General features: G+C 71.7%; 15 protein-coding genes. 13 read left to right on the plus strand and 2 right to left on the minus strand.

What is annotated here, in order from left to right; translation table 11 throughout:
- Positions 1–31 precede the first annotated feature (31 nt).
- The 5 genes from ACIQMU_RS09055 to ACIQMU_RS09075 are packed head-to-tail and all read left to right on the plus strand — an operon-like array spanning position 32 to position 15,146.
- Entirely contained in the window at positions 32–9,472 is a 9,441-nt protein-coding gene (locus ACIQMU_RS09055) for an amino acid adenylation domain-containing protein (protein WP_402688532.1), read from the plus strand.
- Positions 9,462–11,144 (plus strand): NAD(P)/FAD-dependent oxidoreductase, encoded by a 1,683-nt coding sequence (locus tag ACIQMU_RS09060; RefSeq protein ID WP_352238716.1) that lies wholly within the window; start codon positions 9,462–9,464, stop codon positions 11,142–11,144. Before ACIQMU_RS09055 ends, ACIQMU_RS09060 begins: the two co-directional genes overlap by 11 nt.
- Positions 11,141–12,862 carry a phytoene desaturase family protein gene (locus ACIQMU_RS09065; RefSeq protein ID WP_402688533.1) on the plus strand — a complete coding sequence of 574 codons (1,722 nt, stop codon included), beginning with the start codon at positions 11,141–11,143 and terminating at the stop codon, positions 12,860–12,862. The genes ACIQMU_RS09060 and ACIQMU_RS09065 overlap by 4 nt, the downstream gene beginning before the upstream one ends.
- Positions 12,859–13,914 carry an NADP-dependent oxidoreductase gene (locus ACIQMU_RS09070; protein WP_352238714.1) on the plus strand — a complete coding sequence of 352 codons (1,056 nt, stop codon included), beginning with the start codon at positions 12,859–12,861 and terminating at the stop codon, positions 13,912–13,914. Before ACIQMU_RS09065 ends, ACIQMU_RS09070 begins: the two co-directional genes overlap by 4 nt.
- 41 nt (positions 13,915–13,955) lie before the next feature.
- Positions 13,956–15,146 (plus strand): cytochrome P450, encoded by a 1,191-nt coding sequence (locus tag ACIQMU_RS09075; RefSeq protein ID WP_402688534.1) that lies wholly within the window; start codon positions 13,956–13,958, stop codon positions 15,144–15,146.
- 64 nt (positions 15,147–15,210) lie between these two features.
- On the opposite strand, the gene ACIQMU_RS09080 is transcribed toward ACIQMU_RS09075, so the two are convergent.
- Positions 15,211–15,723 (minus strand): M23 family metallopeptidase, encoded by a 513-nt coding sequence (locus ACIQMU_RS09080; protein WP_352238712.1) that lies wholly within the window; start codon positions 15,721–15,723, stop codon positions 15,211–15,213.
- 327 nt (positions 15,724–16,050) lie between these two features.
- Between ACIQMU_RS09080 and ACIQMU_RS09085 the strand changes: the two genes are divergently transcribed.
- The gene (locus tag ACIQMU_RS09085) at positions 16,051–16,431 is read left to right on the plus strand and encodes a VOC family protein (protein ID WP_352238711.1); all 381 of its coding nucleotides are present in this window, start codon (positions 16,051–16,053) and stop codon (positions 16,429–16,431) included.
- 292 nt (positions 16,432–16,723) lie between these two features.
- Here ACIQMU_RS09085 and aztA read toward each other — a convergent pair whose 3' ends face one another.
- Positions 16,724–17,467, minus strand: a complete 744-nt coding sequence (aztA, locus tag ACIQMU_RS09090) for a zinc ABC transporter ATP-binding protein AztA (RefSeq protein WP_402688535.1) — start codon at positions 17,465–17,467, stop codon at positions 16,724–16,726.
- A gap of 15 nt (positions 17,468–17,482) precedes the next feature.
- Between aztA and aztB the strand changes: the two genes are divergently transcribed.
- From aztB to ACIQMU_RS09125, 7 genes are all read left to right on the plus strand, one after another.
- A complete protein-coding gene (aztB, locus tag ACIQMU_RS09095) occupies positions 17,483–18,343 on the plus strand; it encodes a zinc ABC transporter permease AztB (protein ID WP_352238709.1) in 861 nt (286 codons plus the stop codon).
- Between the two features lie 21 nt (positions 18,344–18,364).
- A complete protein-coding gene (locus ACIQMU_RS09100; RefSeq protein ID WP_352238708.1) occupies positions 18,365–19,600 on the plus strand; it encodes a hypothetical protein in 1,236 nt (411 codons plus the stop codon).
- Positions 19,597–20,568: a zinc ABC transporter substrate-binding protein AztC gene (gene aztC, locus ACIQMU_RS09105; protein WP_352238707.1), complete on the plus strand. Its 972-nt coding sequence runs from the start codon at positions 19,597–19,599 to the stop codon at positions 20,566–20,568. The genes ACIQMU_RS09100 and aztC overlap by 4 nt, the downstream gene beginning before the upstream one ends.
- 90 nt (positions 20,569–20,658) lie before the next feature.
- Positions 20,659–21,861: a zinc metallochaperone AztD gene (gene aztD / locus ACIQMU_RS09110; RefSeq protein ID WP_352238706.1), complete on the plus strand. Its 1,203-nt coding sequence runs from the start codon at positions 20,659–20,661 to the stop codon at positions 21,859–21,861.
- A gap of 231 nt (positions 21,862–22,092) precedes the next feature.
- On the plus strand, positions 22,093–23,595 hold the full coding sequence (locus ACIQMU_RS09115) for a Y4yA family PLP-dependent enzyme (protein ID WP_352238705.1): 1,503 nt from the start codon (positions 22,093–22,095) through the stop codon (positions 23,593–23,595).
- Entirely contained in the window at positions 23,585–24,922 is a 1,338-nt protein-coding gene (locus ACIQMU_RS09120; protein WP_352238704.1) for a pyridoxal-phosphate dependent enzyme, read from the plus strand. Before ACIQMU_RS09115 ends, ACIQMU_RS09120 begins: the two co-directional genes overlap by 11 nt.
- Positions 24,919–26,142 (plus strand): aminotransferase class V-fold PLP-dependent enzyme, encoded by a 1,224-nt coding sequence (locus ACIQMU_RS09125; RefSeq protein ID WP_352238703.1) that lies wholly within the window; start codon positions 24,919–24,921, stop codon positions 26,140–26,142. The genes ACIQMU_RS09120 and ACIQMU_RS09125 overlap by 4 nt, the downstream gene beginning before the upstream one ends.
- Positions 26,143–26,175: the final 33 nt, after the last annotated feature.

A 26,175-nucleotide genomic window follows, 5' to 3' on the forward strand; every position in this document is an offset into this window, starting at 1 on the left:
ACGACGCTCCACCACGACTTGAGGAGTTCGAATGGCCGACGCGAACAACCGGGCGTCACGGAACAAGGTGGCGATCATCGGGATGGGCTGCCGCCTGCCCGGCGGCGCCTCGGACCACCGCGCGTACTGGCGGAATCTGGTGGAGGGCAAGGACTGCATCACGCCCACACCCCCCGACCGGTACGACGTCGGGTCCCTCGGCAGCCGGTTCCGCGACAAACCCGGTCGCCTCGTCGGCGGACGCGGGGGGTACATCGACGGCTTCGACGAGTTCGATCCCGCGTTCTTCGGCATCAGCCCCCGCGAGGCCGACCACATGGACCCGCAGCAGCGCAAACTGCTCGAAGTGGCCTGGGAAGCCCTGGAGGACGGCGGCCAGCGGCCTGCCGACCTCGCCGGCGGCGACGTCGCCGTCTACGTCGGCGCGTTCACCCTGGACTACAAGATCCTGCAGTTCGCCGACCTGGGCTTCACCTCGCTGGCCGCCCACACCGCGACCGGGACCATGATGACGATGGTCTCGAACCGCATCTCGCACTGCTTCGACTTCCGCGGCCCCAGCCTCTCCATCGACACCGCGTGCAGTTCCTCCCTGGTCGCCGTGCACCTCGCGTGCCAGGCGCTGAACAGCGGGGAGAGCGACCTCGCGCTGGCCGGCGGCACCCTGCTGCACATGGCCCCGCAGTACACCATCGCGGAGACCAAGGGCGGCTTCCTGTCACCCGAGGGCCGCTCCCGCACGTTCGACGCGGCCGCCGACGGCTACGTACGGGCCGAAGGCGTCGGCCTCGTCGCGCTGAAGAGGCTGGACGACGCCGTACGGGACGGGGACCGGATCCACGCGGTCGTCCTCGGCAGCGGCGTCAACCAGGACGGCCACACCAACGGCATCACCGTGCCCAACCCCGACGCGCAGGTCGACCTCATCCGCCGGGTCTGCGCCGAGGCGGGCATCACCCCCGGGGCGCTCCAGTACATGGAGGCGCACGGCACCTCGACCCCGGTCGGCGACCCGATCGAGGCGAACGCGCTGGCCCGCGCGCTGGCCATCGGCCGGACCCCGGGTGACCGCGCCTACGTCGGCTCGGTCAAGACCAACATCGGGCACACCGAGTCCGCCGCCGGGATCGCCGGACTGATCAAGACGGTCCTGAGCCTCAAGCACCGGACGATCCCGCCCCACATCAACCTGGAGAACCTCAACCCCGCCATCGACCCGGCCACCCTGCCCTACGAGATCCCCACCCGTCCCACCGCCTGGCCGGACCACGAAGGGCCGGCCCGCGCGGGGGTCAACTCCTTCGGCTTCGGCGGCACCAACGCGCACGTCGTCCTGGAGGAGGCGCCACCGATCCCGCCGGACACCCGCCCCACCGCGCCCGACGGGCGACGCTGGAGCATCCTGCCGCTCAGCGCCCGGAACCCGGACGCCCTGGTGGAGATGGCGGCCGGAATCCGGGGCGAACTGACGGGCGGCGACGGCCCGGCCGTGGCCCTCGACGACCTCGGCCACACCCTGGCCCACCGCCGTCAGCACCTGCCCGAGCGTCTGTCCGTCGTCTACTCCTCGCGCGCCTCCCTCGACGAGGCACTGGCCGCCCACCAGCGCGGCGAGGCCCACCCCCGGGTCGTCCGCGGCCGCGTCCGGGACGCCGCCGGCCGGCGGCTGGTCCAGGTCTTCACCGGCATGGGCCCCCAGTGGTGGGGCATGGGCCGCCAACTACTGGCGGAGGAACCGGTCTTCCGCGACGCCGTCACCGCGTGCGACCGGGCGATGAGAGAGTTCGCCGACTGGTCCCTGATCGAGGAGATGACCGCCGACGAGCCGGACTCCCGGATGGGCGAGACCTGGCTCGCCCAGCCCGCGAACTTCGCCGTGCAGGTCGCCCTGGCCGCCCTGTGGCGGTCCCACGGGGTGCGCCCCGACGCGGTGGTCGGCCACAGCACCGGCGAGATCGCCGCCTTCCACGCCGCGGGCGTCTACTCCCTGAGGGACGCGGCCAGGATCGTCGTGCACCGCAGCCGCCTCCAGCAGACCCTCGCCGGGACGGGCGCCATGCTCGCCGTCAGCCTGTCCGAGGACGAGGCGGAGCGACGGGTGCGCCCCTACAGCGACCGCGTCTCCCTCGCCGCCGTCAACAGCCCCACCGCGATCACCCTGGCCGGCGACGAGGCGGCACTGGCCCTGCTGGCCGACGAACTGCGCGCGGAGCGGAAGTTCGCGAAGTTCCTCACCGTCGAAGTGCCCTACCACAGCGTGGGCATGGAACGCATCAAGGACGAACTGCTCGCGGAACTCGCACCGTTGCAGCCCCGCGCGGCCCAGCTGCCGCTGTACCTCACGGGTGTCGAGGGCACCGCGCAGGGCGCGGAACTGGACGCCGCGTACTGGTGGAAGAACGTCCGTGACCGGGTGCGCTTCCGCTCCGCGGTCGACCGCATCGCCGGCGACGGCCACCAGGTGTTCCTGGAGATCGGCCCGCACCCCGTCCTCGGCCACGCGATCCGCGAATGCCTGGAGGCGGCCGGGACGACCGGGCTCACCCTGCCCTCGATCCGCCGCCGGGAGAACGAGAGCGAACGCTTCGCCGCCTCCCTCGGCTCCCTCCACAACCTGGGCGTCACCGTCGACTGGAACGTACTCCAGCCCGCCGGCCGCCCCGTCACCCTCCCCCGCCACCCCTTCCGGCGCGACCGCCACTGGACCGAGCCCCGGCCGGTGGCCCAGGTCCGGCTGGGCCACCGTGACCACCCGCTCCTGGGCCGCCGCACCGACCGTACGGAGCCCGCCTGGCAGGCCCGCCTGGACACCGAGGACCTGCCGTACCTGGCCGACCACCGCATCCAGGACACCGTGGTCTTCCCCGCCGCCGGCTATCTGGAAATGGCCGCCCAGGCCGTCCTGCGGCTCACCGGCGGCACCACCGCCGTCCTCGCCGACATCGAACTGCGCAAGGCGCTCTTCCTGCCGGACGGCGAGGAGCGGACCGTGGAGGTGTCGCTCTCCCTGGAGAACGCGGCCTTCACCATCGCCTCCCCGGCCGGCGAGGACGGGGAACGGGCCGTGCACGCCAGCGGGACCGTCCGCACCGGGCAGCGCCGCCGCACGACCCCGCCGCTCGACGCCCCCGCGATCCGGGCCCGGTCGCTCCGGCGCCTCGACGGCCCCGACTGCTACACGGCGCTGGCCGGCCTCGGCTACCACTACGGCCCCGCCTTCCAGGCCGTCGAGGAGGTGTGGATCGGCGCCGGAGAGGTCCTCGCCCGGATCCGCCCGCCCCGGGCGATCGGCGACGACGCCGCCGGCCACCACCTCCACCCCGTCCTCCTCGACGCCTGCTTCCAGACCCTGCTCACTCCGCTGATCCTCGACCGGCCCGCCCCGGACACCGGCATCAGGCTGCCGCTCTCCCTGGACGAGGTCGCCCTCGAACCCATCGGCGACCAGCCGTTCTGGGCGCACGCCACCCTGCTCCCCGGCGACGCCGGCACCACCCTCGGGAACATCGCCCTGTACGCCGACGACGGGTCGCCGCTCGGCCGCGTCCTCGGATTCCGCGCCGCCGACGTGGAGAAGGCGGCCACCGCTGTCGCCCGGACCACGATCGACTCCTGGCTCGCCGAACCCGTCTGGACCGACTGCCCGCCGCTGCCCGCCGAGGACACCGGCGTACGACCGCGGGAACTCCACGACCATGCCGGGTGCGGGGAGCGGCCAGGAAGCGACGGCGACCGCCGTCCGGCCTCCGCGCAGGGCCACGACTGGCTGGTCCTCGCCGACGCCGGGGGCGTCGCGGACGCCTTCGCCGCTCTGGCCGCGGCCCGGGGCGAACGCTGCCGCCTGGTGCGCCGGGGCGCGGCCTACACCGCCTCCGGAGACGGCGCCACGTTCGTCGTCGACCCCGGGTGCGACGCCGATCTGCGCCGCCTCCTCGCCGACCTGGACCGCGACGGCGGCCCCTTCCAGGGGACCGTCCTGCACCTGTGGAACCTCGACGCACCCGCCCTCGCGGAGTGCGACCGGGCCTCCCTCCGCGACCACACCGGCGCGGGCGCGTACGCGTTGATCGCCCTCGCCCGCCTCCTCTCGGCCCGGGGCGACGAAGGCCGCCTGCACATCGTCACCCGGGGCGCTCAGCCCGCCCTCCCCGGCGAGGGCCCCGAACCCCTCGGAGCGCCCGCCTGGGGCATCGGCCGCGTACTGCGGCACCAGGAGCTGATCGGGCACCCGGGCAAACTCATCGACCTCGACCCCCGGCGGCAGCCGGGACCCGCCGGTGACCGCGCCGAAGCCGAAGCACTCCTCGGCGAGGCCCTGAACGACGACGAGCAGGAGATCGCCCTGCGCGACGGCGGCCGCCGCACCAGCCGCCTCCGCCCCGCCCAGGGCCTGACCCGGCCGCTGCCACTGCGGCTGAGGGCGGACGGAAGCTACCTGGTCACCGGGGCGTTCGGCGCACTCGGCCGACTGCTGTGCCGCACCCTCGTACGACGCGGGGCCCGCCGGATCGTCCTGGTCGGGCGCACCCCCGTCCCGGCCCGGGAGAAGTGGGCCGGCACCGACCCCGCCACCGCCGAGGGCCGGGCCGTGGCCCTGCTCCGCGAGCTGGAGGCGCTCGGCGCGCAGCCCGTCCCGGCGACCCTGGACATCACCAACGAGGACGCCCTGATCGGCTGGCTCGACGCCCACCGGAACAGCGGGGCGCCACCCGTGCGCGGGGTGTTCCACCTCGCGGGGCAGGTACGGGACACGCTCGTCGCCGATCTGGACCGGGCCGCCTTCGACGCCGTCCACGACCCCAAGACCATCGGGGCCCACCTCCTGCACCGGCACCTGCGGGACGAACCCCTCGAACACTTCGTGCTCTTCGCCTCGATCGCCTCCCTGCTGACCACGGCCGGCCAGACCAACTACGCCGCCGGGAACGCCTTCCTGGACGCCCTCGCCCACCACCGCCGCGCCCAGAGCCTGCCCGCCCTCAGCCTGGACTGGGGCCCCTGGGCCACCGGAATGATCGAGGAACTCGGCCTGGTCGACCACTATCTGCACAGCCGCGGCATGAGCTCGCTGTCCCCGGAGGCGGGGATGGCCGTGCTGGAACGCGTCATCGGCCAGGACCACGCCCAGCTGGTCGTCGCCACCGTCGTCGACTGGCCCGTCTTCCTCGCCTGGTACCCCTCCCCGCCACCGCTGGTCGCGGACCTCGCCGCAGCCGCCGCCCCGCCCCGCGACGCCGCCTCCGGCAACGGCTTCCTCGACACCTTCCGCACCGCCGACGAGGAGACCCGCCGCGCCCTGGTCGCCGAGCGGTTCGCCGCCCTCGCCGCCACGGTGCTGCGCACCGGCACGGACCGCGTCGACCCCGCCACCGGACTCGGCGAGCTCGGGCTCGACTCGCTCCTCGCCATGGAGCTACGGGCCCGGATCCACGCCGAACTCGGCGTCTCCCTGCCCGTGGTCGCCCTGCTCAGCGGCACCCCGGCCGGAGAACTCGCCGCCCAGCTCCACGACGGCCTCACCGCCCTGGCCGCGGCCGACGCCTCCGACGGTGCGGCGGGCGCGGTCGAACTCCACCGGGACGAGCGGCAGTATCCGCTGACGCAGAACCAGAAGGCGCTCTGGTTCCTCGAACACCTCAACCCCGGCGGCCACGCGTACAACATCGGCGGCGCGGTCGAGGTGAACGTCACGCTCGAACCGGACCTCATGTTCGAGGCCGTCCGCCGCCTCATCGCCCGGCACCCCGCCCTCCGCACCAACTTCCTCATGATGGACGGGCAGGCCGTGCAGCGGGTCTCCGAGGACGCCGCGAGCGACCTCGCCCTCTTCGACGTCCAGGGCGAGGACTGGGAGACCATCCACGCGACGATCGTCCAGGAGTACCGCAAGCCCTACGACCTCGCCCACGACCCACTGATCCGTTTCCGCCTCTTCAAGCGGGGACCTGACCGCTGGATCATCATGAAGGCCGTCCACCACATCGTCTCCGACGCCATCTCCACCTTCACCTTCATCGATGAACTCCTCGCCGTATACGAGGCGTTGCGCCGCAACCAGGAACCCCAGCTCCCACCGGTCGAGGCCCGCTACCTCGACTTCCTCAACCAGCAGAACACGTTCCTGTCCGGACCCGCGGCGGCCGGAATGCTCGACTACTGGCGCTCCCACCTGCCGGCCGAGGTCCCGCTCCTGGACCTGCCCGTCGACAAGCCGCGCCCGCCGGTCCAGACGCACAACGGGGCCTCGGAGTTCTTCGTCCTCGACGCCACCCTCAGCGCCCGCGTCCACGCGCTGGCCCGCGCCCACGGCGTCACCCCGTTCATGGTGCTGCTGAGCGCGTACTGCCTCCTGCTGCACCGCTACTCCGGGCAGGACCACATCGTCGTCGGCAGCCCGGTGACCGGCCGGACCCGGCAGGACTTCGCCTCCGTCTACGGCTACTTCGTCAACCCGCTGCCCCTGCACGCCGATCTCTCGGAGGACCCGACCGTCACCGAACTGCTGCAGCAGGTCCGCCGGACCGTGCTCGGCGGACTGGACAACCAGGAGTACCCCTTCGTCCTCCTCGTCGAGGAGCTGGGCCTCCAGCACGACCCCAGCCGCTCCGCCGTCTTCCAGGCGATGTTCATCCTCCTCACCCACAAAGTCGCCTCCGAGCAGTACGGATACCGCCTGGACTACATCGAACTGCCGGAGGAGGAAGGGCAGTTCGATATAACACTGTCGGCCTACGAGGACGAGGCCGAAGGCCGCTTCCACTGCGTGTTCAAGTACAACACCGACCTCTTCCTCCCGGAGACCATGCGCCGCATGGCCGCCCACTACACCCGCCTCCTCGACCGGATGACCCACGCTCCGGGCGAACAGCAAGCCTCCCGCCTGGAGATGCTCGGCGACCGGGAGCGGGAGCGGCTCGTGGGGGAGTGGAGCCGCCCGGCCCTGCCGCTCACCGGGCCCGCGGAGCCGTTCACCCCGGTCCACACGCTGATCGGCCGCGTCGCGGCCGAGCACCCCGCGGCCGTCGCCGTGACCACACCCGCGCCGCACGGCGGGGCGCACCGGCTGACCTACGCGGAACTGGACCGGCGGGCCGCCGACACCGCCGCCCGGCTGCGGGCCCTCGGCATCGGCGACGGCTCGGTGGTCGTCCTGTGCCTGGACAAGTCACCCGAGCTGATCATCGCCCTGCTCGGCGTGCTCAAGGCCGGCGCCGCCTACCTCCCGCTCCGGCCCGACCAGCCCGCCGACCGGCTCGCCCACCTCGTGAGGACCACCGGCGCGGCACTCGTCCTCGTCGCGGACGACGCCACACCGGAGCAGACCGGGGCCGTGGCCGTCCCGACGCTCACCCTCGCCGCGCTCGGGCACACCGAACCGCACCCGGACGGACCGGCGCCCGGGACTCGCCCGGAATCAGCCGCGTACGTCATCACCACCTCCGGGTCCACCGGCCGCCCCAAGGCCGTCCGCGTCAGCCACCGCAACCTCGCCTCCGCACACGACTCGTGGCGTCAGGAGTACCGGCTGGAGACGGACGTCCGGGTCCACCTCCAGATGGCCGAACCGTCCTTCGACGTGTTCACCGGCGACCTGGTGCGCGCCCTGTGCTCGGGCGGCACCCTCGTGCTGGCCGACCGCGACCTCCTCTTCGACACGGCCCGGCTCTACCGGACGATGCGTCAGGAGCGGGTCGACTGCGCGGAGTTCGTCCCCGCCGTGATCCGCGGCCTGATGGACCACTGCGCCCGGGAAGGGCTGCGGCTGGACTTCCTGCGGCTGCTGGTCGTCGGCTCGGACGCCTGGAGCGTGGGGGAGTACCGCCGGCTTGCCGAGCTGTGCGGACCGGGCACCCGCCTCCTCAACTCCTACGGCCTCACCGAGGCCACCATCGACAGTGCGTTCTTCGAGGGGCCCGTCGACGACCTGGAACCCGGCGCGATGGTCCCGATCGGCCGGCCCCTGCCCAACACCACCCTCCACGTCCTCGACGCCCACGGTGAACCCGTCCCGCCCGGCGTGCCCGGCGAACTCTGGATCGGCGGCGAGGGAGTCGCCCTCGGCTACGCCGGGGACCCCGAGCAGACCGAGGAGCGCTTCGTCACCCGCAGGCTGGCCAGGGACGCCGACGCCCGGCCCGAACGGCTCTACCGCACCGGCGACATCGCCCGCTGGGACGCGCGCGGCCGCGTCCACCTGCTCGGCCGCACCGACGGACAGGTCAAACTGCGCGGCCACCGCATCGAGATCGGCGACATCGAGGCGCACCTGGCGCAGTGGCCGCCGCTCGCCCGCGCCGTCGTCACCGTACGCCCGGACGCCGGGGGAGAGGCGGCCCTCTGCGCCTACTGCGTACCGTCGCCCGGCGCGACCCTGGACGTCCGGGCCCTGCGCCGCCACCTGGCACGCTCGCTGCCCTCGTACATGATCCCGTCCCACTTCACCGAACTGCCCGCCCTGCCGCTGACCGCCAACGGCAAGGTCGACACGGCCGCTCTGCCCGCTCCCCGGGCCGCGTCGGGGGACCGGCCCCACGAGGAACCCGTGACCCTGTACGAGGTCAGCGTCGCCCGGCACTGGAAGACCTTGCTGGGGCGTGAACAGATCGGCCTGGAGGACGACTTCTTCGAACTCGGCGGCAGCTCGATCAAGCTGATCGAACTCCTCCACCGTCTGCGCACCGAGTTCGGCGTCGGCGTCCCCGTCAGCAGGCTCTACCAGGTCACCACCCTGCACGGCATGGCCGCCACCGTGGAGGACGTCCTGCTCGGCACCACGGCCGACGAACTGCCCAGCCTGACCTTCAACGCCGGACAGGCCCCCGCCCTCTTCTGCTTCCCGCCCGCAGGCGGCCACGGGCTCGTCTACCGGGGCCTGGCGGGGCACCTCCCCGACTACGCCGTCACCGGCTTCAACTACCTCCCCGGCGACGACAAGGTCGCCCGGTACGCCGACCTGATCGAAGCCGCCCGGCCCGACGGCCCCTGCCTCCTGCTGGGCTACTCCCTCGGAGGCAACCTCGCCTTCGAGACGGCCAAGGAGCTGGAGCGGCGAGGCCGCCACGTCGCCCACGTCGTCATCCTGGACTCCCGCCGCATCCTCACCGCGTACGAACCGGACGCCTCGGGCATCGCCGCCTTCGAGACCGAACTCGCCGACCACGTACGCAAGCACACCGGATCCGAGGCCGTCGCCCGCGAGACCCTCGCCCACGCCGCCGAATACCTCGCCTTCTGCGGTCGCACCCCCAACACCGGCACGGTCGCCGCCACGGTCAGCGTCATCACCGACGAGGAGAAGGCCGCCCTGTACGCCGCCGGACAGCACGGCACCTGGCACGGCAGTTCCACCGGCGTCACCGCCGTACTGCGCGGGTCCGGCGTCCACGCCGACATGCTCGACGCCAAGCACCTGCCCCGCAACGCCGAACTGGTCCGCTCCGTCCTGACGGGAGCCCCGGCCCATGGCGGATGACGAGGGAACCGACTGGACCAGCAGGGAACGCACCCCGGGCGCCCCGCCCCGCGTCATCGTCGTCGGCGCGGGCGTGGCCGGCCTCTCCACCGGCGTCTACGCGCAGATGAGCGGCGCCAGGACCCGCGTCTTCGAGAAGCATGTGCTGCCCGGCGGCTGCTGCACCGCATGGTCGCGCGACGGGTACCTCTTCGACTACTGCATCGAATGGCTCATCGGCACCGCCCCGGGCAACGACGCCCACCGGGTGTGGCGCGAACTGGGCGCGCTCGACGGCAAGACCGTCACCAACTTCGAGCTGTTCAACAAGGTGGAGGACGCGACGGGCCGGTCGGTGACGTTCTACAACGACCCCGACCGGCTGGAGGCCCACCTCCTGGAGGTCTCTCCCGCCGACGCCCCGCTGATCCGGGCCTTCACCCGGGACCTGCGGCGCTTCATCGACATCGAGCTGTATCCGTTCCTGACGGCGCCCGCGCTGCGGACCGTCCGGGAACGCGCCCGGACTTTGCGCACGGTCCTCCCCGCGTTCCGGCTGTTCTGGCGGACCGCCGCCACGCCGATGCACGCGTTCGCCGACCGGTTCCAGGACCCCCTGCTGCGCAAGGCGTTCCGCAACATCTTCTTCCAGGACCCCGAGGGCTTCCCCGTGCTGCCGTACCTCTTCAACATGGCGGCCGCCCACCACGGCAACGCGGGCTTCCCGCAGGGTGGTTCGCTCGGCCTCGCCCGTTCCGTCGAGGAGCGCTACAAGAGCCTCGGCGGAACGGTCACCTACCGGGCCCGCACCGAGCGGATCCTGGTCGAGAACGACCGCGCGATCGGCATCGAACTCCGCGGCGGCAAGCGGTACTTCGCTGAACACGTGGTCTCCGCCTGCGACGGCCACACCACCGTCTACGCACTCCTGGGCGGCCGGTACACCGGGCCCCGCGTCGACAAGCTCTACACCGACCTCCTCCACCGCCCCGGCACCCTCTTCCCCGCCGTCGTCTCCGCCTTCGTCGGCCTGCGCGGCGACCTGGGCCCCGACGAGGCGCACAGCACCACGCACCTCCTCGGGCCGGACGACGCCGCCCACCTCCCCGGCGCCCTCCAGGACAGCCTCGTCGTACAGGCGCGCTCCCGCTACTCCGGCGGCTTCGCCCCGCCGGGCCACTCCGTCCTGCACTGCACCTACTTCAGCGACTACGCCCACTGGAAGGACCTGCGCACCCGGGACCGCAAGGAGTACCGCCGGCGCAAGCGCGAAGTCGCCGACTTCGTCCGCGACTTCCTGGAGCGCCGCACCCCCGGCACCGCCGACCGCATCGACATCGTCGAGGTCGCCACGCCCGCCACCACCCACCGCTACACCGGCAACCTCGGCGGCTCCATCCTCGCCTGGAAGGCGTTCTCCGACGCCGACGACGTCGCCGCCCGCCTCGTCGGCAAGGACCGGATGAGGCTGCCCGGACTGAGCGGCTTCTCCATGGCCGGCCAGTGGGTCGGCATGGGCGGCCTGATCCGCGCGGCCTCCACCGGACGCTTCGCCGTCCAGTACCTCTGCCGCGAACTGGGCCTGGAATTCCGGGCCTGGGAGAGCGAGGGCGCCGAACCCTGGCACCCCGGGAAGCTGGGACACCTGCCCCAGCTCGACCGGTGGTCCGCACGGGAGAGCGAGGACTCATGAGCCAGGACCGGAGCGCTCCCAGCGGCACCCGCCGGCCCCGGGAGACGATGATCATCATCGGGGCGGGCCTCGGGGGCCTCTCCACCGGCTGTTACGCCCAGATGAACGGCTACCGCACCCGCATTCTGGAGATGCACGAGATGCCCGGCGGCTGCTGCACCGCCTGGGAGCGCGGCGGCTTCACCCTGGACGCCTGCGTCAGCTGGCTCCTCGGCAGCGGCCCCGGCAACGAGATGCACCGCATCTGGCTGGAGCTCGGAGCCCTGCAGGGGAAGGAGATCCGCCACTTCGACGTCTTCAACATCGTGCGCGGCACGGACGGCCGGGCCGTCCACTTCTACTCCGACCCCGACCGCCTCGAAGCCCACCTGATCAGCCTCTCACCCGCCGACGCCCGGCTGGTACGAAAGTTCTGCGGCCAACTGCGCAGCTTCCGCAAAGCGTTGGCCGTCTACCCCTTTCTCAAGCCCGTCGGACTGATGGGGCGCCGGGAGCGCTGGCGGATGCTCGCCTCGTTCCTCCCGTACGCCAACGCCGTCCGCACCACGATCACCGTCCTGATGACCGACTTCTCCGCGCGGTTCAAGGACCCCCTCCTGCGGGAGGCGTTCAACTTCATCCTGTACGAGAAGCACCCGGCCTTCCCCGTCCTCCCGTTCCACTTCCAGCTCGCCTCGCACGCCAACCTCTCCGCCGGCGTCCCCGAGGGCGGCTCCCTCGGCCTCGCCGAGTCGATCGAGGCCCGCTACCGCCGGCTCGGCGGCGAGGTCTCGTACAACACGAAGGTCGAGACGGTGATCGTCGAGAACGACCGGGCGGTGGGCGTCCGGCTGAGCGACGGCCGGGAACTGCGCGCCGACGTCGTCGTCTCGGCCTGCGACGGCTACACGACGACCATGAAGTTCCTGGAGGGCAGGTACCTGGGCGAGGACTACCGCAAGCTCTACACCCGGACCATCCACGAACCCGGCATGGTCTTCCCCGGCTACTTCACGCTCTTCCTCGGCCTCTCCCGCCCCTTCCCCGAGGGCGACCCCTGCACCACCTACCTCCTCGACGAGGCCACCGCCGCCGAACTGACCGGCATCCGCCACCCCAGCATCAACGTCCAGTTCCGCAGCCGCCACTACCCCGAACTGTCCCCGGACGGCACCACCGTCGTCTACGCCACCTACTTCTGCGACATCGCCCCCTGGCGCGCCCTCGACGAGGGCCCCGAACAGGTCACCCGCACCCGCGGCGGACGGGAGCTGCACACCCTGCCCGTACGGCACGGACGCGGCTACTACGCGGCGAAACGCCGGGCCCGCGAGACGCTCGTCGGCTTCCTGGAGCAGCGCTACCCCGGCCTGCGGGACGCGATCGTCGTCCGCGACGTCTCCAGCCCCCTCACCCAGGTCCGCTACACCGGCAACTACGACGGGACCGTCCTCGGCTGGCAGCCCTTCGTCGAGAGCGGCGAAACCCTCGAAGAACTGGTCAAGAAGCACGGCCCGGGCTTGCCCGGCCTGCGCGACTTCTACCAGTCCGGCGTCTGGGCCACCACCGGCGGGCTCATCCGGGCCGCCGCCGCCGGACGCCACGTCATGCAGTTCGTCTGCCGCGACGACGGCAGGCCCTTCACCGCGTCGCTCGACCTCACCGCACCGCCGCCGACCCACCGCGTCATCCCCGTGCCCGTCCGCCCGGCCGCGGCACCGACGGAGAGGAAGCCGTGAAGATCGCCAAGTGGGTGGTCCGCGAACACGTCGAGGGCGTGCCCGACGTGGACCGCGTCTACGAGAAGGTCACCGAGAACATCGACGTGCACCTCGCCCCCGACGAGATGCTCCTGCGCACCCGGTACGTCTCCGTCGACCCCTACCTCCAGGGCATCGCCCTGGACACCCCGATCGGCGGGCACATGGGCGCGGACTCGATCATGGAGGTGATCGAGGCCGGGCCGCGCGCCGCCCACCGCGTCGGCGACCTCGTACAGGGCTTCGGCGGCTGGCGCACCCACGTGATCAGCACGGGGGCGGCCGAACCCTGGCAGACGGGCACCTTCCCCATGGTCTTCCCGGCGTACCGCAGGCTCGACCCCCGGTGGTACGACGACGCCCTGCCGCTGCCGGCCGCCCTCGGCGTGATGGGCGGCCCCGGCATGACCGCCTGGGGGACCCTCTCCAAATACATGACGATCAGCCCCGGCGACACCCTCGTCGTGAGTGGCGCCTCCGGTGCGGTGGGCTCCCTCGTCGGCCAGCTCGCCGCGCTCGCCGGCGCACGCGTGGTCGGCACCACCTCGTCCCCGGCCAAGGCGGACTACCTCACCGGGCTCGGATTCGACGCGGTGATCGTCTACCGCCACGGGGACGGGGCGGACACCGTGCGCCAGTCACTCGTCCGGGCCGCCCCCGACGGCGTCGACCGCTACTTCGACAACCTCGGCGGCACGGTCACCGACGTGGTGTTCCCCCTGCTCAACATCGGCGGCCAGGTGGCGGTGTGCTGGCAGTGGGCGAGCCAGGTCGGCAACGAGAACACCGGCCCCCGCCTGCTGCCCCACCTGATGTTCCCGCGCGCCACCGTCCGCGGCATCTTCTCCCTGGAGTGGTTCACCGAACAGAACTGGCGGGACCTCCACACCGAGCTGGGCGGCCACGTCCGGCGCGGAGAGGTCGTCTGCGACCAGACCCTGCACCGGGGCTTCGACAGCATCCCCGCCGCCTACAGCAGCCTCTACGACGACCGGGCCGCCAACCGCGGCAAGGTCCTCGTCGAACTCTGACCGACCCGCGCACGCCCCAAAGCCGCTACCCGGGAGGAACGTTGACCACCACCGAGCCCACAGGTCCCGCCCCGAAGCCGATGCACCGCCTGGTCTTCGAGAAACCGGGGCCGCCCCGCCCCGCCGAGCTGCCGGGCGGCGGCCCCGCCTGGCTGGTCAGCCGGTACGACGACGTCCGCCAGGTGCTCTCCGACCCACGGTTCGGCCGGGCCCAGCTGTACGCCGCCGACGCGCCCGCCCTGTCCGACGTACCCGACCTCGTGAACGACCCGGACCTGATGTTCAACCAGGACGGACCCGGCCATCTGCGGCTGCGCCGCACCCTGCGCCGCGCCTTCACCCCGAGAGCCGTCGCCCGCTGGCGTCCCTGGATCGCCGCGATCGTGGAGGACCTCCTCGACCGGCTGGAGGCACGGCAGCGACCGGCCGACCTGGTCGCGGAGTTCACGCTCCCCCTGCCCGTGGCGGTGATCAGCAGGCTGATGGGGCTCGACGAGTCCGCGTGGGACCGGCTGCGGCACTGGAGCGAACACGCCTTCTCCGACGGCACCCACGAGGGCGAACAGGTGGCATCGGTCCTCAAGGAGTTCAGCGCGTTCGGCGCGGACCTCCTCGCCGAGCGGCGCCGGACACCGGGCGAGGACCTGATCAGCGGCCTGGTGGCGGCTGCCGACGAGGAAGGAGACGTCCCCGAGGCCCAGTTGGTCAGCCTGGTGTGCGGTCTTGTCGTCGGCGGCCACGACAGCACGATGACCATGCTCGGCAACGCGCTGCTCTACCTCCTGGGCGAACGCCGCGAGACCTGGTTCCGTCTCGGCGCCGACGAGGAGGCCGCCGGGAACCTCGTGGACCGCCTCATCCACCTCGTTCCGCTGGGCGACGACCGGGGCAGCACCCGCCACGCCGCCACGGACGTCGAGCTCGGCGGGGTGACGATCCCGGCCGGCGCGATCGTGCTCGCCGACTGCGGGATGGCCAACCGGGACCCCGAGGTCTTTCCGCCCGCCACCCTCGACGACCTGTTCGCCCCGCTGGAGGCCCCCACGCTCTCCTTCGGCGCGGGCCCCCACTACTGCCTCGGCGCCTGGCTGGCCCGCACGGAGCTCCACCTCGCCCTGCACCGCCTGGCCGCCCGCTTCCCGGACCTGCGCCTGGCCGCCCCCGCCGGCCCGGTCGTCTGGCGGACCGGAACGACCTCCCGCAGCCCGCTGCGGCTCCGGGTCAGCTGGTAGGGCGCGGGGCGGCGGGGCTTCGGGCGAGACCTTCCTCGGGCCGGCGGGCGGGCGGCCGGCCGTGTCAGGCGTAGTGGTTCACGCTGACCGGGCGCGTCCCGGTGTACGGCGTCCAGCCCTGAAGGGTGGCGGGCAGGCCCACGCGGCTGTTGCAGTCGATCACCTGGAAATGCAGATGCGGTCCCGTGGAAGCGCCCGTGCTGCCCGACCAGCCGACGATCCGGCCCTGGGGGACCCAGTCGCCCGGCTCGTAGAACGACCGGTTCAGGTGCGCGTAGTGAGTGCACTGGCCGTTCGAATGCCGGATGAGCACCTCGATGCCGTTCTGCCAGTACGGCGACCAGTTGGAGAAGACGATGGTTCCGGCCTGCGCGGCGGACACCTCGTAGCCTGCGGGAAGCCCGAAGTCCCAGGCGTACTCGTTGTACGGGCCGGTGTGCGAGTACGTGCCCTCCGGGCCCTGGGTGACCGTGTACGCCTCACCCGCCGGGTACGGCAGCTCGTAGTAGTAGTCCACCGCTGAGGCGGGGGACGCCGCCGCCATCGTGATGCCCACCGCTGTGAGCAGGGAGCTCATTCCTACCGCCATCTGGCGAAGAACCCTCTTCGCACCGCTCATGTGCGACTCCGTTCGTGTCCGCGAGTACCGTCCTCCGCGTCCGTCGGGGCGCGGAACCGCAATTGTGGCGTCGACTTCCGTGTAAGCGAAGGATGTTGCGGATGGTGTCATGATCCTGCCAACGCGTCGCCCGGTGGCCCCGGCGGTGGGCGGGCCGCACCGCCGACATGCCCCGGGAACCGCTGTCCGGGTCAGGGAGGCGGAGGCTCGGGCGAGGGGGCGCGAGTCGTGGGACAACCCTTAGGGTGTGCGGCGACAAGATCCACTGACCGGCCGGGAGATGCCATGCCACTGCAGATCAAGTTGGGTGCGATAACACTCGATTGTCCTGAGCCACTGGTTCTCGCGGAGTTCTACCAGCAGGCCACCGGCCTCGAACCGCATCCGAAGTCGAACGCCGACTTCGCGGGGCTCATCGGCGAGGATCAACTCCTCATCGGCTTTCAGCGGGTCGACGGCTACCGGGCTCCGAGCTGGCCCGGCCAGACAGTCCCCCAGCAGCTGCACCTCTGCTTCAACGTGGGGATCGAGGACGGCCTGGACGAGGTCGAAACCCGACTGCTGGCGCTGGGTGCGGCCAAGCCGGATCACCAGCCTCATGACGAGGCCGAGGCGCGGGTCCTCACCGATCCCGTCGGGCACCCCTTCTGCCTGGTCAGACGCTGACCGTTCGCGCTCGGCCCGGCCGGCCGGTCGGCCCGCCCCGCGTCACGGTTCGGGGGACGGCTGAGGGCGCCGTCTCGTCGTGCCGCGCAGCCGAGCCAGGGACCCGGCGGGACCTGGGCCCGGGTCCGCCGGCCGCAGCGGGGCGTGGCTCGCGTCCGGTCGGCCGCCTCCGCTCCTGACTGCCGCCCGGACCGCGGCGGCGATCGCTGACGCTCCGAGAGGGGCGCTGCGGACGCTTGTGCCGTCCTCGCGCGGAGGCGTACGGGAGTGGGGTTATGTGAGCCGGGGCTCCTCAGAGCGTTCGCCGGATCCGGGTCAGCGAGGACGGGGTGAGGACGCGGTCCGGTCGCCCCTGCCCGGTGAGGCGGCCGTCCTGGAGCAGGAGGCAGGCGTCCGCCGCGCGCGCCACCTCAAGATCATGCGTGGCCTGGACGATCGTCAACCCGTCGGCGACCAGCGCCGTCAGCAGCGCGCCGATCCGCTCCCTCGCCTCCGGATCCAGGCCGGTGGTCGGCTCATCGAGGAGCAGCAGGTCCGACTCCTGCGCCAGACCCTGGGCGATGAGCGCACGTTGACGCTGTCCGCCCGACAGCTCGCCCAGTTGGCGCGAGGCGAGGTCGCCGATGCCGAGCCGGTCGAGCGCCGTGTCCACGGTCGCGTGGTCGTGTGCGGTGAGCCGGCGCCACGGGCCGCGCTCGCCCCAGCGCCCCATCTCCACGGTTTGCCGAACGGTGAGGGGAAGGGTGTCGCCGACTGCTCCGCGCTGCGGCACGAAGGCGGGCGGCCGGTCACCGGTGCGGAGGAGATCGCCGGATGTCGGCTTGATCACACCGGCCAGCACGCCGAGCAGGGTCGACTTGCCGCTGCCGTTCGGGCCGACGAGCACCGTCATGGCCAACGCACTTATTTCCCCGCTCACTTGACGGAGTACCGGGCGCCCCGAATAGCCGGCACACAGCCCCGAGAAGCGGAGGGAGGCGGTCCGACCGAGGGGTGGGGAAGGTGAGGGGAGCGGTTTATTGAACATGATTTTCATTGTACTCTGCGGGGCATGGAATGGTTGACGGTCCCGTTCGAGGTGACTTTCGTGCAGCGGGCCCTGTGGGGCGGGATGCTGGTATCCGCCATCTGTGCGCTGGCGGGCACCTGGGTGGTGCTGAGGGGGATGGCCTTCCTCGGCGACGCCATGTCGCACGGGCTGCTGCCGGGCGTCGCGGTCGCCGCGCTCCTCGGGGGCAATCTGATGGTGGGCGCGGTGGTCAGCGCCGCCGTCATGACCGCGGGCGTCACCGCGCTGGGCCGTACCCCGAGGCTGTCGCAGGACACCGGTATCGGGCTGCTGTTCGTCGGCATGCTCTCGCTCGGCGTGATCATCGTGTCGCGCTCGCAGTCCTTCGCTGTCGACCTCACCGGCTTCCTCTTCGGGGACGTCCTCGCCGTGAGGCGGCAGGATCTCCTCGTGCTCGCGGCGGCGTTGCTCGCGGCGCTGGCGGTGTCGGTCCTCGGGCACCGGGCCTTCCTGGCCCTGGCGTTCGACTCGCGCAAGGCCCACACCCTGGGGCTGCGGCCGCGCCTGGCCCACGCCGTGCTCCTCGGCCTGCTCGGCCTGGCGATCGTCGCCTCGTTCCACATCGTGGGAACGCTGCTCGTCCTCGGGCTGCTCATCGCACCGCCGGCGGCCGCTCTGCCCTGGGCCCGCTCCGTGCGCGGGGTCATGGTGCTCGCCGCTCTGCTCGGCGCCTCGGCCACCTTCGGCGGCCTGTTGCTGTCCTGGCATCTGAGCACCGCGGCCGGTGCGACCGTCGCGGCCCTCGCGGTGAGCCTGTTCTTCCTCTCCCACGTGCTGTCCGGCCTGCGTGACCGTCGCACACGCGAGGTCCACCCCACGGCACCCCTACGCGAAGTCAACTGAAAGAAGTCAGAGGCGATCATCATGACCGTCCGCAGAAACGTCACTCCATGGGCATCGGCCGCACTGGTGCTCACCGCGCTGTTCACCACGAGTTGCGCGGGGAAGGAGCCCAACGCCGGGAGATCCGCGGCGAATCCCCCACCCGCCACTCCGCACGGGTACGTCGAGGGAGCGAAGGAGGCCGCCGAGCAGCAGTCCCGGCTCCTCCTGAACGACCCCGGCAGCGGGAAAACCAGAGTCCTCGACCTCGTCACCGGCAAGGTGCACAGCACGGCCGAGGTGAAGGACGCCGTTCGGCTTTCCATGGACGGCAGGTTCGGCTACCTCCACGCCCCCGGCAGCACCCATGTGCTCGACAGCGGCGCCTGGATGGTCGACCACGGCGACCACGTCCACTACTACAGCGCGGCGACGCGGGACCTGGGTGAGCTTCCTGCGGGCGGCCAAGCGCAGATACGCGGTGATGTCGCCGTGACCGCGGTGACCGACGAGAGCGGTCGCACCCTCCTCTACGACCGCAGCAAGCTGGAGAAGGGGCAGATCGCAACTCCCCGAACCCTGCACGGCACTTACACCGGCGCCGTCGTGCCGTACGAGGAACGCCTGCTCGCCTTCGCGAACAAGGGCAGTGCCACCGAACTCGTCGTCCTCGACCGCAAGGGCGAACACGTGGAGTCCCCGGACGTGACGTGCGAGGCGCCCCGGGGAGACGCCGTCACCCGGCGCGGAGTGATCCTCGGCTGCGCCGACGGGGCCCTGCTCGTGCGTGCGCAGGACGGCGCCTTCACCGCCGAGAAGATCCCGTACGGAAAGCGCGTCCCGGAGGAGGAACGAGCCACCGCCTTCCGCCATCGTCCCGGCAGCGACACCCTCACCGCCCAGGCCGGAGACGAGGGCGTCTGGGTCCTCGACGTGACCGAGCGGACCTGGAAGCGGATGGAGACCGGACCCGTCGTCGCGGTCAACACCGCCGGCGAGGGCTCCCCGCTGCTCGTTCTGGAGACCGACGGCTCCGTACACGGCTATGACATCGCGACCGGAAAGCAGACCGCACGGACCGAGCCGCTGCTGACCGCGGGGGAACGGGACGACTCCGACGCCGGCGCCCCCGTCATCGAGGTCGACCGCAGCCGCGCCTACGTCAACGACCCCGAGGGCAAGCAGGTCTTCGAGATCGACTACAACGACGGCCTGCGCGTCGCACGCTCCTTCGACCTGGACATCGAGCCGGTCCTCATGGCGGAGGCCGGACGATGAGCCGGGCGAAGCGTCGCTCGGGAGCGGGCGCCGCTCGCCCGCGACACCTGATCGCGGTTCTGCTCGCCCTCGTGACCGCCGTGACCGCCACCGCCTGCACCACCGACGACGACCAGCCCAGCATCGTCGTCACGACCAACATCCTCGGCGACGTCACTCGCGAGATCGTCGGCGACGAGGCCGACGTCACCGTCCTGATGAAGCCCAACGCCGACCCGCACTCCTTCGGGCTGTCGGCGGTGCAGGCAGCCGAGCTGGAACAGGCCAATCTGATCGTCTACAACGGGCTGGGCCTGGAGGAGAACGTACTGCGGCACGTGGACGCCGCCCGCGAGTCCGGTGTCGCCACCTTCGCGGCCGGAGAGGCAGCCGACCCGCTCACCTTCCACACCGCCGACGACGGCGGCCCCGAGGGCGAGGAAGGACAGAGCGACCCGCACTTCTGGACCGACCCCGACCGGATGCGCAAAGTCACCGGCCTGCTGGCCGACCAGGTCGTCGAGCACGTCGACAGCGTGGACCCCGGCACCGTACGGGCCAACGCCGACCGCTACGCGAAGCGACTCGCAGACCTCACCACCTGGATGGAGAAGTCCTTCGGCAAAGTCCCCGCGGACCACCGGGCCCTGGTCACCAACCACCATGTCTTCGGCTACCTCGCCGACCGTTTCGACTTCGAGGTGATCGGCGCGGTCATTCCCAGCGGCACCACGCTGGCCTCACCCAGCTCCTCGGACCTGCGCTCCCTCACCGTGGCGATGAAGGGAGCGGGCGTGCGCACGGTCTTCGCCGACTCCTCCCAGCCCAAACGGCTCGCCGAGGTACTGCGGACGGAGATGGGCGGCGGGGTTCGTGTCGTCGAACTCCACTCGGAGTCCCTGACCGCCAAGGGTGCGGGCGCCGACACCTACCTGCGGATGATGCGCGCCAACACCACCGCCATGGTCACCGGCCTGACCGGCGACTGACCCTCCGATCCTCCCGGCACGCCCGCCCATCGGGCGCCGGCTCGTCGTACCCCCATGCCGCCACCGCGCGGCGCAGAAAGGAACAGACCGATGAACAAGTCGATACGCGGCAGAGCCCTCGCGGGCACGGCCCTGGTTCTGGCCGTCTCCACGGTTCTGACCGCCTGTGGAGGAGAGAGCTCCTCCTCCACCGACACCAAGCCCGACGGGACCGCCGGCGCCACGCCCGCGGCGGCGGTCAAGGAGCCGCTGGTCGCCACCTTCGACGGCGGCCTGTACATCCTCGACGGCGAGAGCCTCCAGCTCGCCAAGACCGTTGACCTGCCCGGCTTCAACCGGGTCAACCCCGCAGGCGACAAGGACCACGTCATGGTCTCCACGGACAGCGGATTCCGCGTCCTGGACGCCACCGGCCAGGCCCTGACCGGCATCGAGTACAAGGGCGCCAAGCCGGGCCACGTAGTCCGCCACGCCGCGAAGACCGTGCTCTTCACCGACGGCACCGGAGAGGTCAACGTCTTCGACCCCGCCGCACTGAGCGGAGGCAAGAAGCCGGCAGGACGCACCTACACCTCCGCCGAGCCGCACCACGGTGTCGCCATCGAACTGGCCGACGGCGAACTCGTGAGCACCCTGGGCACCGAGGAGAAGCGCACCGGCGCCCTGGTGCTGGACCGGAACAACAAGGAGATCGCGCGCAGCGAGGACTGTCCCGGTGTCCACGGTGAGGCCGCGGCCAAGGGCGAAGCCGTCGGCGTCGGCTGCGAGGACGGCATCCTGATCTACAAGGACGGCACGTTCACCAAGATCGACTCTCCTGACGACTACGGCCGCATCGGCAACCAGGCCGGCAGCGACGCCTCGCCCGTCCTGCTGGGCGACTACAAGACCGACCCCGAGGCCGAGCTGGAACGCCCCACCCGCGTCTCCCTCATCGACACCGAGAAGAAGAAGCTGCGCCTGGTGGACCTGGGCACCAGCTACTCCTTCCGCTCGCTGGCCCGCGGCCCGCACGGCGAGGCCCTGGTCCTCGGAACCGACGGCGCCATCCACGTCATCGACCCGGACACCGGCGAGATCGAGAAGAAGATCCCCGCCGTGGGCGACTGGCAGGAGCCGCTGGACTGGCAGCAGGCCCGGCCCACCCTGTTCGTGCGCGGGCACGTCGCGTACGTCTCCGAGCCCGGCAAGAAGGCGCTGCACGCCATCGACGTGGAGACGGGGAAGAAGATCACCTCCGTCACCCTGCCGAAGAGCACCAATGAGCTGTCGGGCGTCGTCGCCGGACACTGACCACCTCGACCGTACGTGTGCCCTCGCCGCCGCCCCGGCTTGCCCCCGCGACGGCGAGGGCACACGCAACCACGGCGGCGCGCTCGACCGCGGCCTCAACGCCCTCTCCCCGAGCACAGGACCGCGCTCCGGGAACCGGACCGGTGAGGCTTAGGAGCGGTTGTACCTGGAAACGACTACTCCCGAGCGATCGCCGCTTCGGTGGTCGGCCGACACCGGGAGAGGTCTTACGTGGACGCGCCCTTATATCTGAGGCCCAGGGTGGAACCGCCGCTCGCCGCACTGCTGACGGACCGGCTCTTCCTGCACTCGCTCGTCGACGCTCTGGGCTCGCCGCTCAATGTGCTGCTCCCCGAGACCGTGGCCGAGAACGCCGCCCGCTTCCGTGCCGTCTACCGCCGTCACCGTCTCACCGGGCGCGTGTACTTCGCACACAAGGCGAATCGTTCCAGCGCCCTGCTGCGACGACTGGCGGCGGAGGACCCGGCCGCCGTCGGCGTCGACGTCGCCTCCGTGGCGGAGCTGAGGCACGCACTGGGGTGCGGATTCACCGGCGACCGCATCATGGCCACCGGCCCCAAGGACGCCGCGTTCCTCTGGCTGGCGGCCCGCGTCGGCGCGACCGTCAACCTGGACTCGCCCGGCGAACTCGATCGGCTCTCCGGCCTGGTGCGCGCGCACGGGCTCGGCCGGGTCGCCGTGCTGGTGCGCCTGTCGGGGTTCGAGCACGCCTCCGGCCGCGAGGGAGCGGGCACCCGGCTGCTCTCCCGGCACAGCCGGTTCGGCACTCCCGTACGGGGCGCCGAGGCGCTGCTGTCGGCGCTCGAACGCAACGCGGAGACAGTGGAGTTCGTCGGCGCCGCTTACCACCTCGACACCACCGGCGTCGAGGAGAAGGCGCGGGCGCTGGAGCAGTGCGTGCTGTTCATGGACGCATGCCGGGCACGGGGGTTCTCGCCGCGCGCCCTCGACATCGGGGGTGGGTTCGGCGTCGGATACGTCGCCGAGGCGCAGGAGTGGGAGCGGTGGACCACCGCGCTGACCGAGGCGGTGCTCGGTGTCCGCCCGCCGTTGACCTGGCGCGGTCACGGATACGGGCTGCGCAACGAGGGCGGCACGGTCCGCGGTGCCGCCGCGCTGTACCCCGCGCACCGTCCCACCGCGGGCCCCGGTTACCTCGACGAGCTGCTCTCCCTGCCCGCGCCGGTGCTGGGCCGCCCGCCCGCCACCCTCCTGCTGGAGCACCTCCACGACCTGTACATCGAACCGGGGCGCTCTCTCGTCGACCAGTGCGGACTGTCGCTCGCGCGCGTGCTGGACGTACGCCCCGTGGACACGGACTCCGGACACCACCTGGTCCACCTCGCCATGAACGCGGGCGACATGAGCCTGGAGGAGCACGGAGTCCTGGTGGACCCCGTGCTGCTGCCGCGCGCGGAAGCGGCGGCCGGTGACGGGGGGCCGATCGGCGTCTACCTCACGGGCAACCTCTGCCTGGAAGGCGACCTCATCACGCGCCGCTCGGTCTACCTGCCCCGGCTGCCGCGAGCGGGAGACCTGCTGGCTTTCGTCAACACCGCCGGATACGCCATGGACTTCCACGCCCACCGCGCGCAGCGGCAGCCGGTCGCGCGGACGGTCGCGGTGGAGCGGAGGGGCGAGTCCTGGAACTGGTGCCCGGACGAGGACTACTGGCCGATCACACCCGTGGGGGAGCCGTCGTATGAGGTATGACAGCATCACCGAGGCCATAGGCAACACGCCTCTGGTGCGCATAGATCCCGCCGTGCACGGCCTGCGCAACGTCGACCTCTACGCCAAACTGGAGATGCTCAACCCGTTCGGGTCTGTCAAGGACCGGCCCGCGTGGCACATGGCCCGGCCCCACCTGGAGGCTGCCGCCGACGGTGACGGGACGGTGGTGGAACTTTCCAGCGGCAACACCGCCAAGGCGCTGGCCCTGCTGGCCGGTATGCACGGCGTGAAATTCAAGAGCGTCACCAACCGCATGCGCGTACCCGAGATCAAGGAACTCCTGCTGCTCATCGGCGCGGAGATCGAGGAACTCCCCGGGCGCAGCGAGTGCCTCGATCCGACCGACACGGACGACCCGCTGACGCACTTCCACCGGGCGCTCTCCGACCCGGGAAGCACGTATCTGCACACCGATCAGTACTTCAACCCCCGCAACGTCGAGGCCCACGCGGAGGGCACCGGCCCCGAGATCGTGAAGGATCTGGACGGCCGGGCGCCGGACTGGTTCATCGCCTGCGTGGGTACGGCCGGTTCGTCGACCGGTGTCGCCAGGGTCCTGCGCGAGCACGACCAGCGCGTGCGGGTCCTCGGCCTGGTCGCCCACAAGTCGGACTTCATACCGGGCATCCGCACCATCGACGAGGTCCACCAGGTCGGCCTGTTCGACCCGGCGACGTACGACATCATCGAGTCGGTCACCTCGGACGAGGCCATCGACGGCATGATCACCCTGATCCGCCGCTGCGGACTGCTGAGCGGACCGACCGGCGGCGCCGCCTACCAAGGGGCGGTTCGGCAACTGCGGTACGCCGACGACGAGCTGGACGGGACGGGGCAGCGCCGCACGGCGGTGTTCATCGTGTGCGACCGGGCCGAGAGCTACCTCAGCTATGTGCGCCAGCGGCGCCCGGAGCTCCTGGGCCGAACGGGCCGTGGGCGGTCCGCGGCGGCCGTCACCGACGCCGAGGCCCGTGCGGAGGCTCGCGTCATCGGGGTGGACGACGCCCGGCGCTGGTCTGCCGAGGGCGATCCTCGTCCACTCGTCGTCGACCTGCGCAGCCCGCACGCCTACGCCGCCCTGCACATCGAGGGCTCGGTCAACATCGTCGACGAGGTGTTCGAGGACCTGCTCCGTGGGGGGCTCCCCTTCAGTAAGCGCACGCCCGTACTGCTCGCCTGTCCCGTCGGCGAGAAATCACTGCGCTACGCTGCCGCACTGTCCCGGATGGGCCACCCGGACGTCCGCAGTCTGGCCGGCGGGATCGTCGCCTGGCGGGACGCGGGCGCACCGCTGGTGCGCGAATGAGCCCGGCCGGCCCGCTCCCCTCCCCGGAGCCTGAGAACCCGCTCTGGCAGCAGGAAGCGAGGGAACAGTTCCCCATCGTCACCGCGCACCCCGAGCTGGCATACCTCGACAGCGCTGCCACGTCCCAGAAGCCACGTGCCGTGCTGGAGGCCGTTCAGACCTACCTCACGACGTCGAACGCCAACGCCGGCCGCGGCACCTACCCCTGGGCCAACCGGACGACGGAGCTGGTGGAGTCGACCCGGGAACGGGTCAAGGAGTTCCTCCACGACCCCGAACCGGGCCGCTCCGGCGTCCACTTCACCAGTGGCACCACCGAGGGCCTGCGTACCGTCGCCCGGGACTGGCTCGTGCCGTACCTCACCGACGGGGACGAGATCCTCGTGCCGTACGCCGACCACCGGGCCAACCTCGACCCCTGGATCGAGGCCCGGCGGCTGCTGGCCGAGCGCGGCGTCGACGTGCGGGTGCGGGCGCTGCCGTACCAAGCGGGCTCCGGGGACTACGACCATCTGGCCCTGGACCGGGCCGTGGGCCCGCGGACCCGCTTCGTGGCCGCCACCCACGTCCACCACGTCTACGGCGGCGACATGAACGTGCACCGCGTCCGAGAAGCGGTCGGCCCGGACGTGGCCATCTGCCTGGACGCGGCGCAGAGCGTCGGCCACCTGCCCGTCCACCTCGACGATCCCTCCCTCGACGTGGACTTCGTGGTCTTCTCCGGGCACAAGGCGATGGCTCTGCCGGGCTCAGGGGCGGTCTGGGCGCGCAACGCGCGGGGGCCGGTGTTCCGGCCGGACGGCTGGCAGGGTACGCCCAACACGACGGGCATCGTCTCGCTGCGGGCCGCTCTCGACTGGCTCGACACGATCGGACCGGAGCGCGTCGCGCACTGGACGACCATGCTGACCACCCGGCTGACGGACCGGCTCGGGCGCCTGGGTCCGTACGAGGTCGTCGGCTGTCGCGCGAGCCTGGCCGCCGACTCCGCCCTGCCCGCCGAGCAGCGCCGACGCGGCATCGTCACCTTCCGGCACCGCGACATCCCCTCAGACGATCTCGGGTTCATTCTCTTCAGCCACGGCTTCATGGTGCGGGCCGACCATCTGTGCCAGGCCGGCTCGGACGGCCGGGACGCCTCGGTGCGCGTGAGCCTGCACGTGTACAACACGGTGGAGGAGATCGACCGGCTGCTGACCGTCCTCGCGTCGTTGGCGTGAATGGCAATTGATAATCGTTACCATCTGTAGATC

Origin of the sequence: Streptomyces sp. NPDC091649 (genome assembly GCF_044756785.1) — a bacterium.
Taxonomy (GTDB): Bacteria; Actinomycetota; Actinomycetes; order Streptomycetales; family Streptomycetaceae; genus Streptomyces.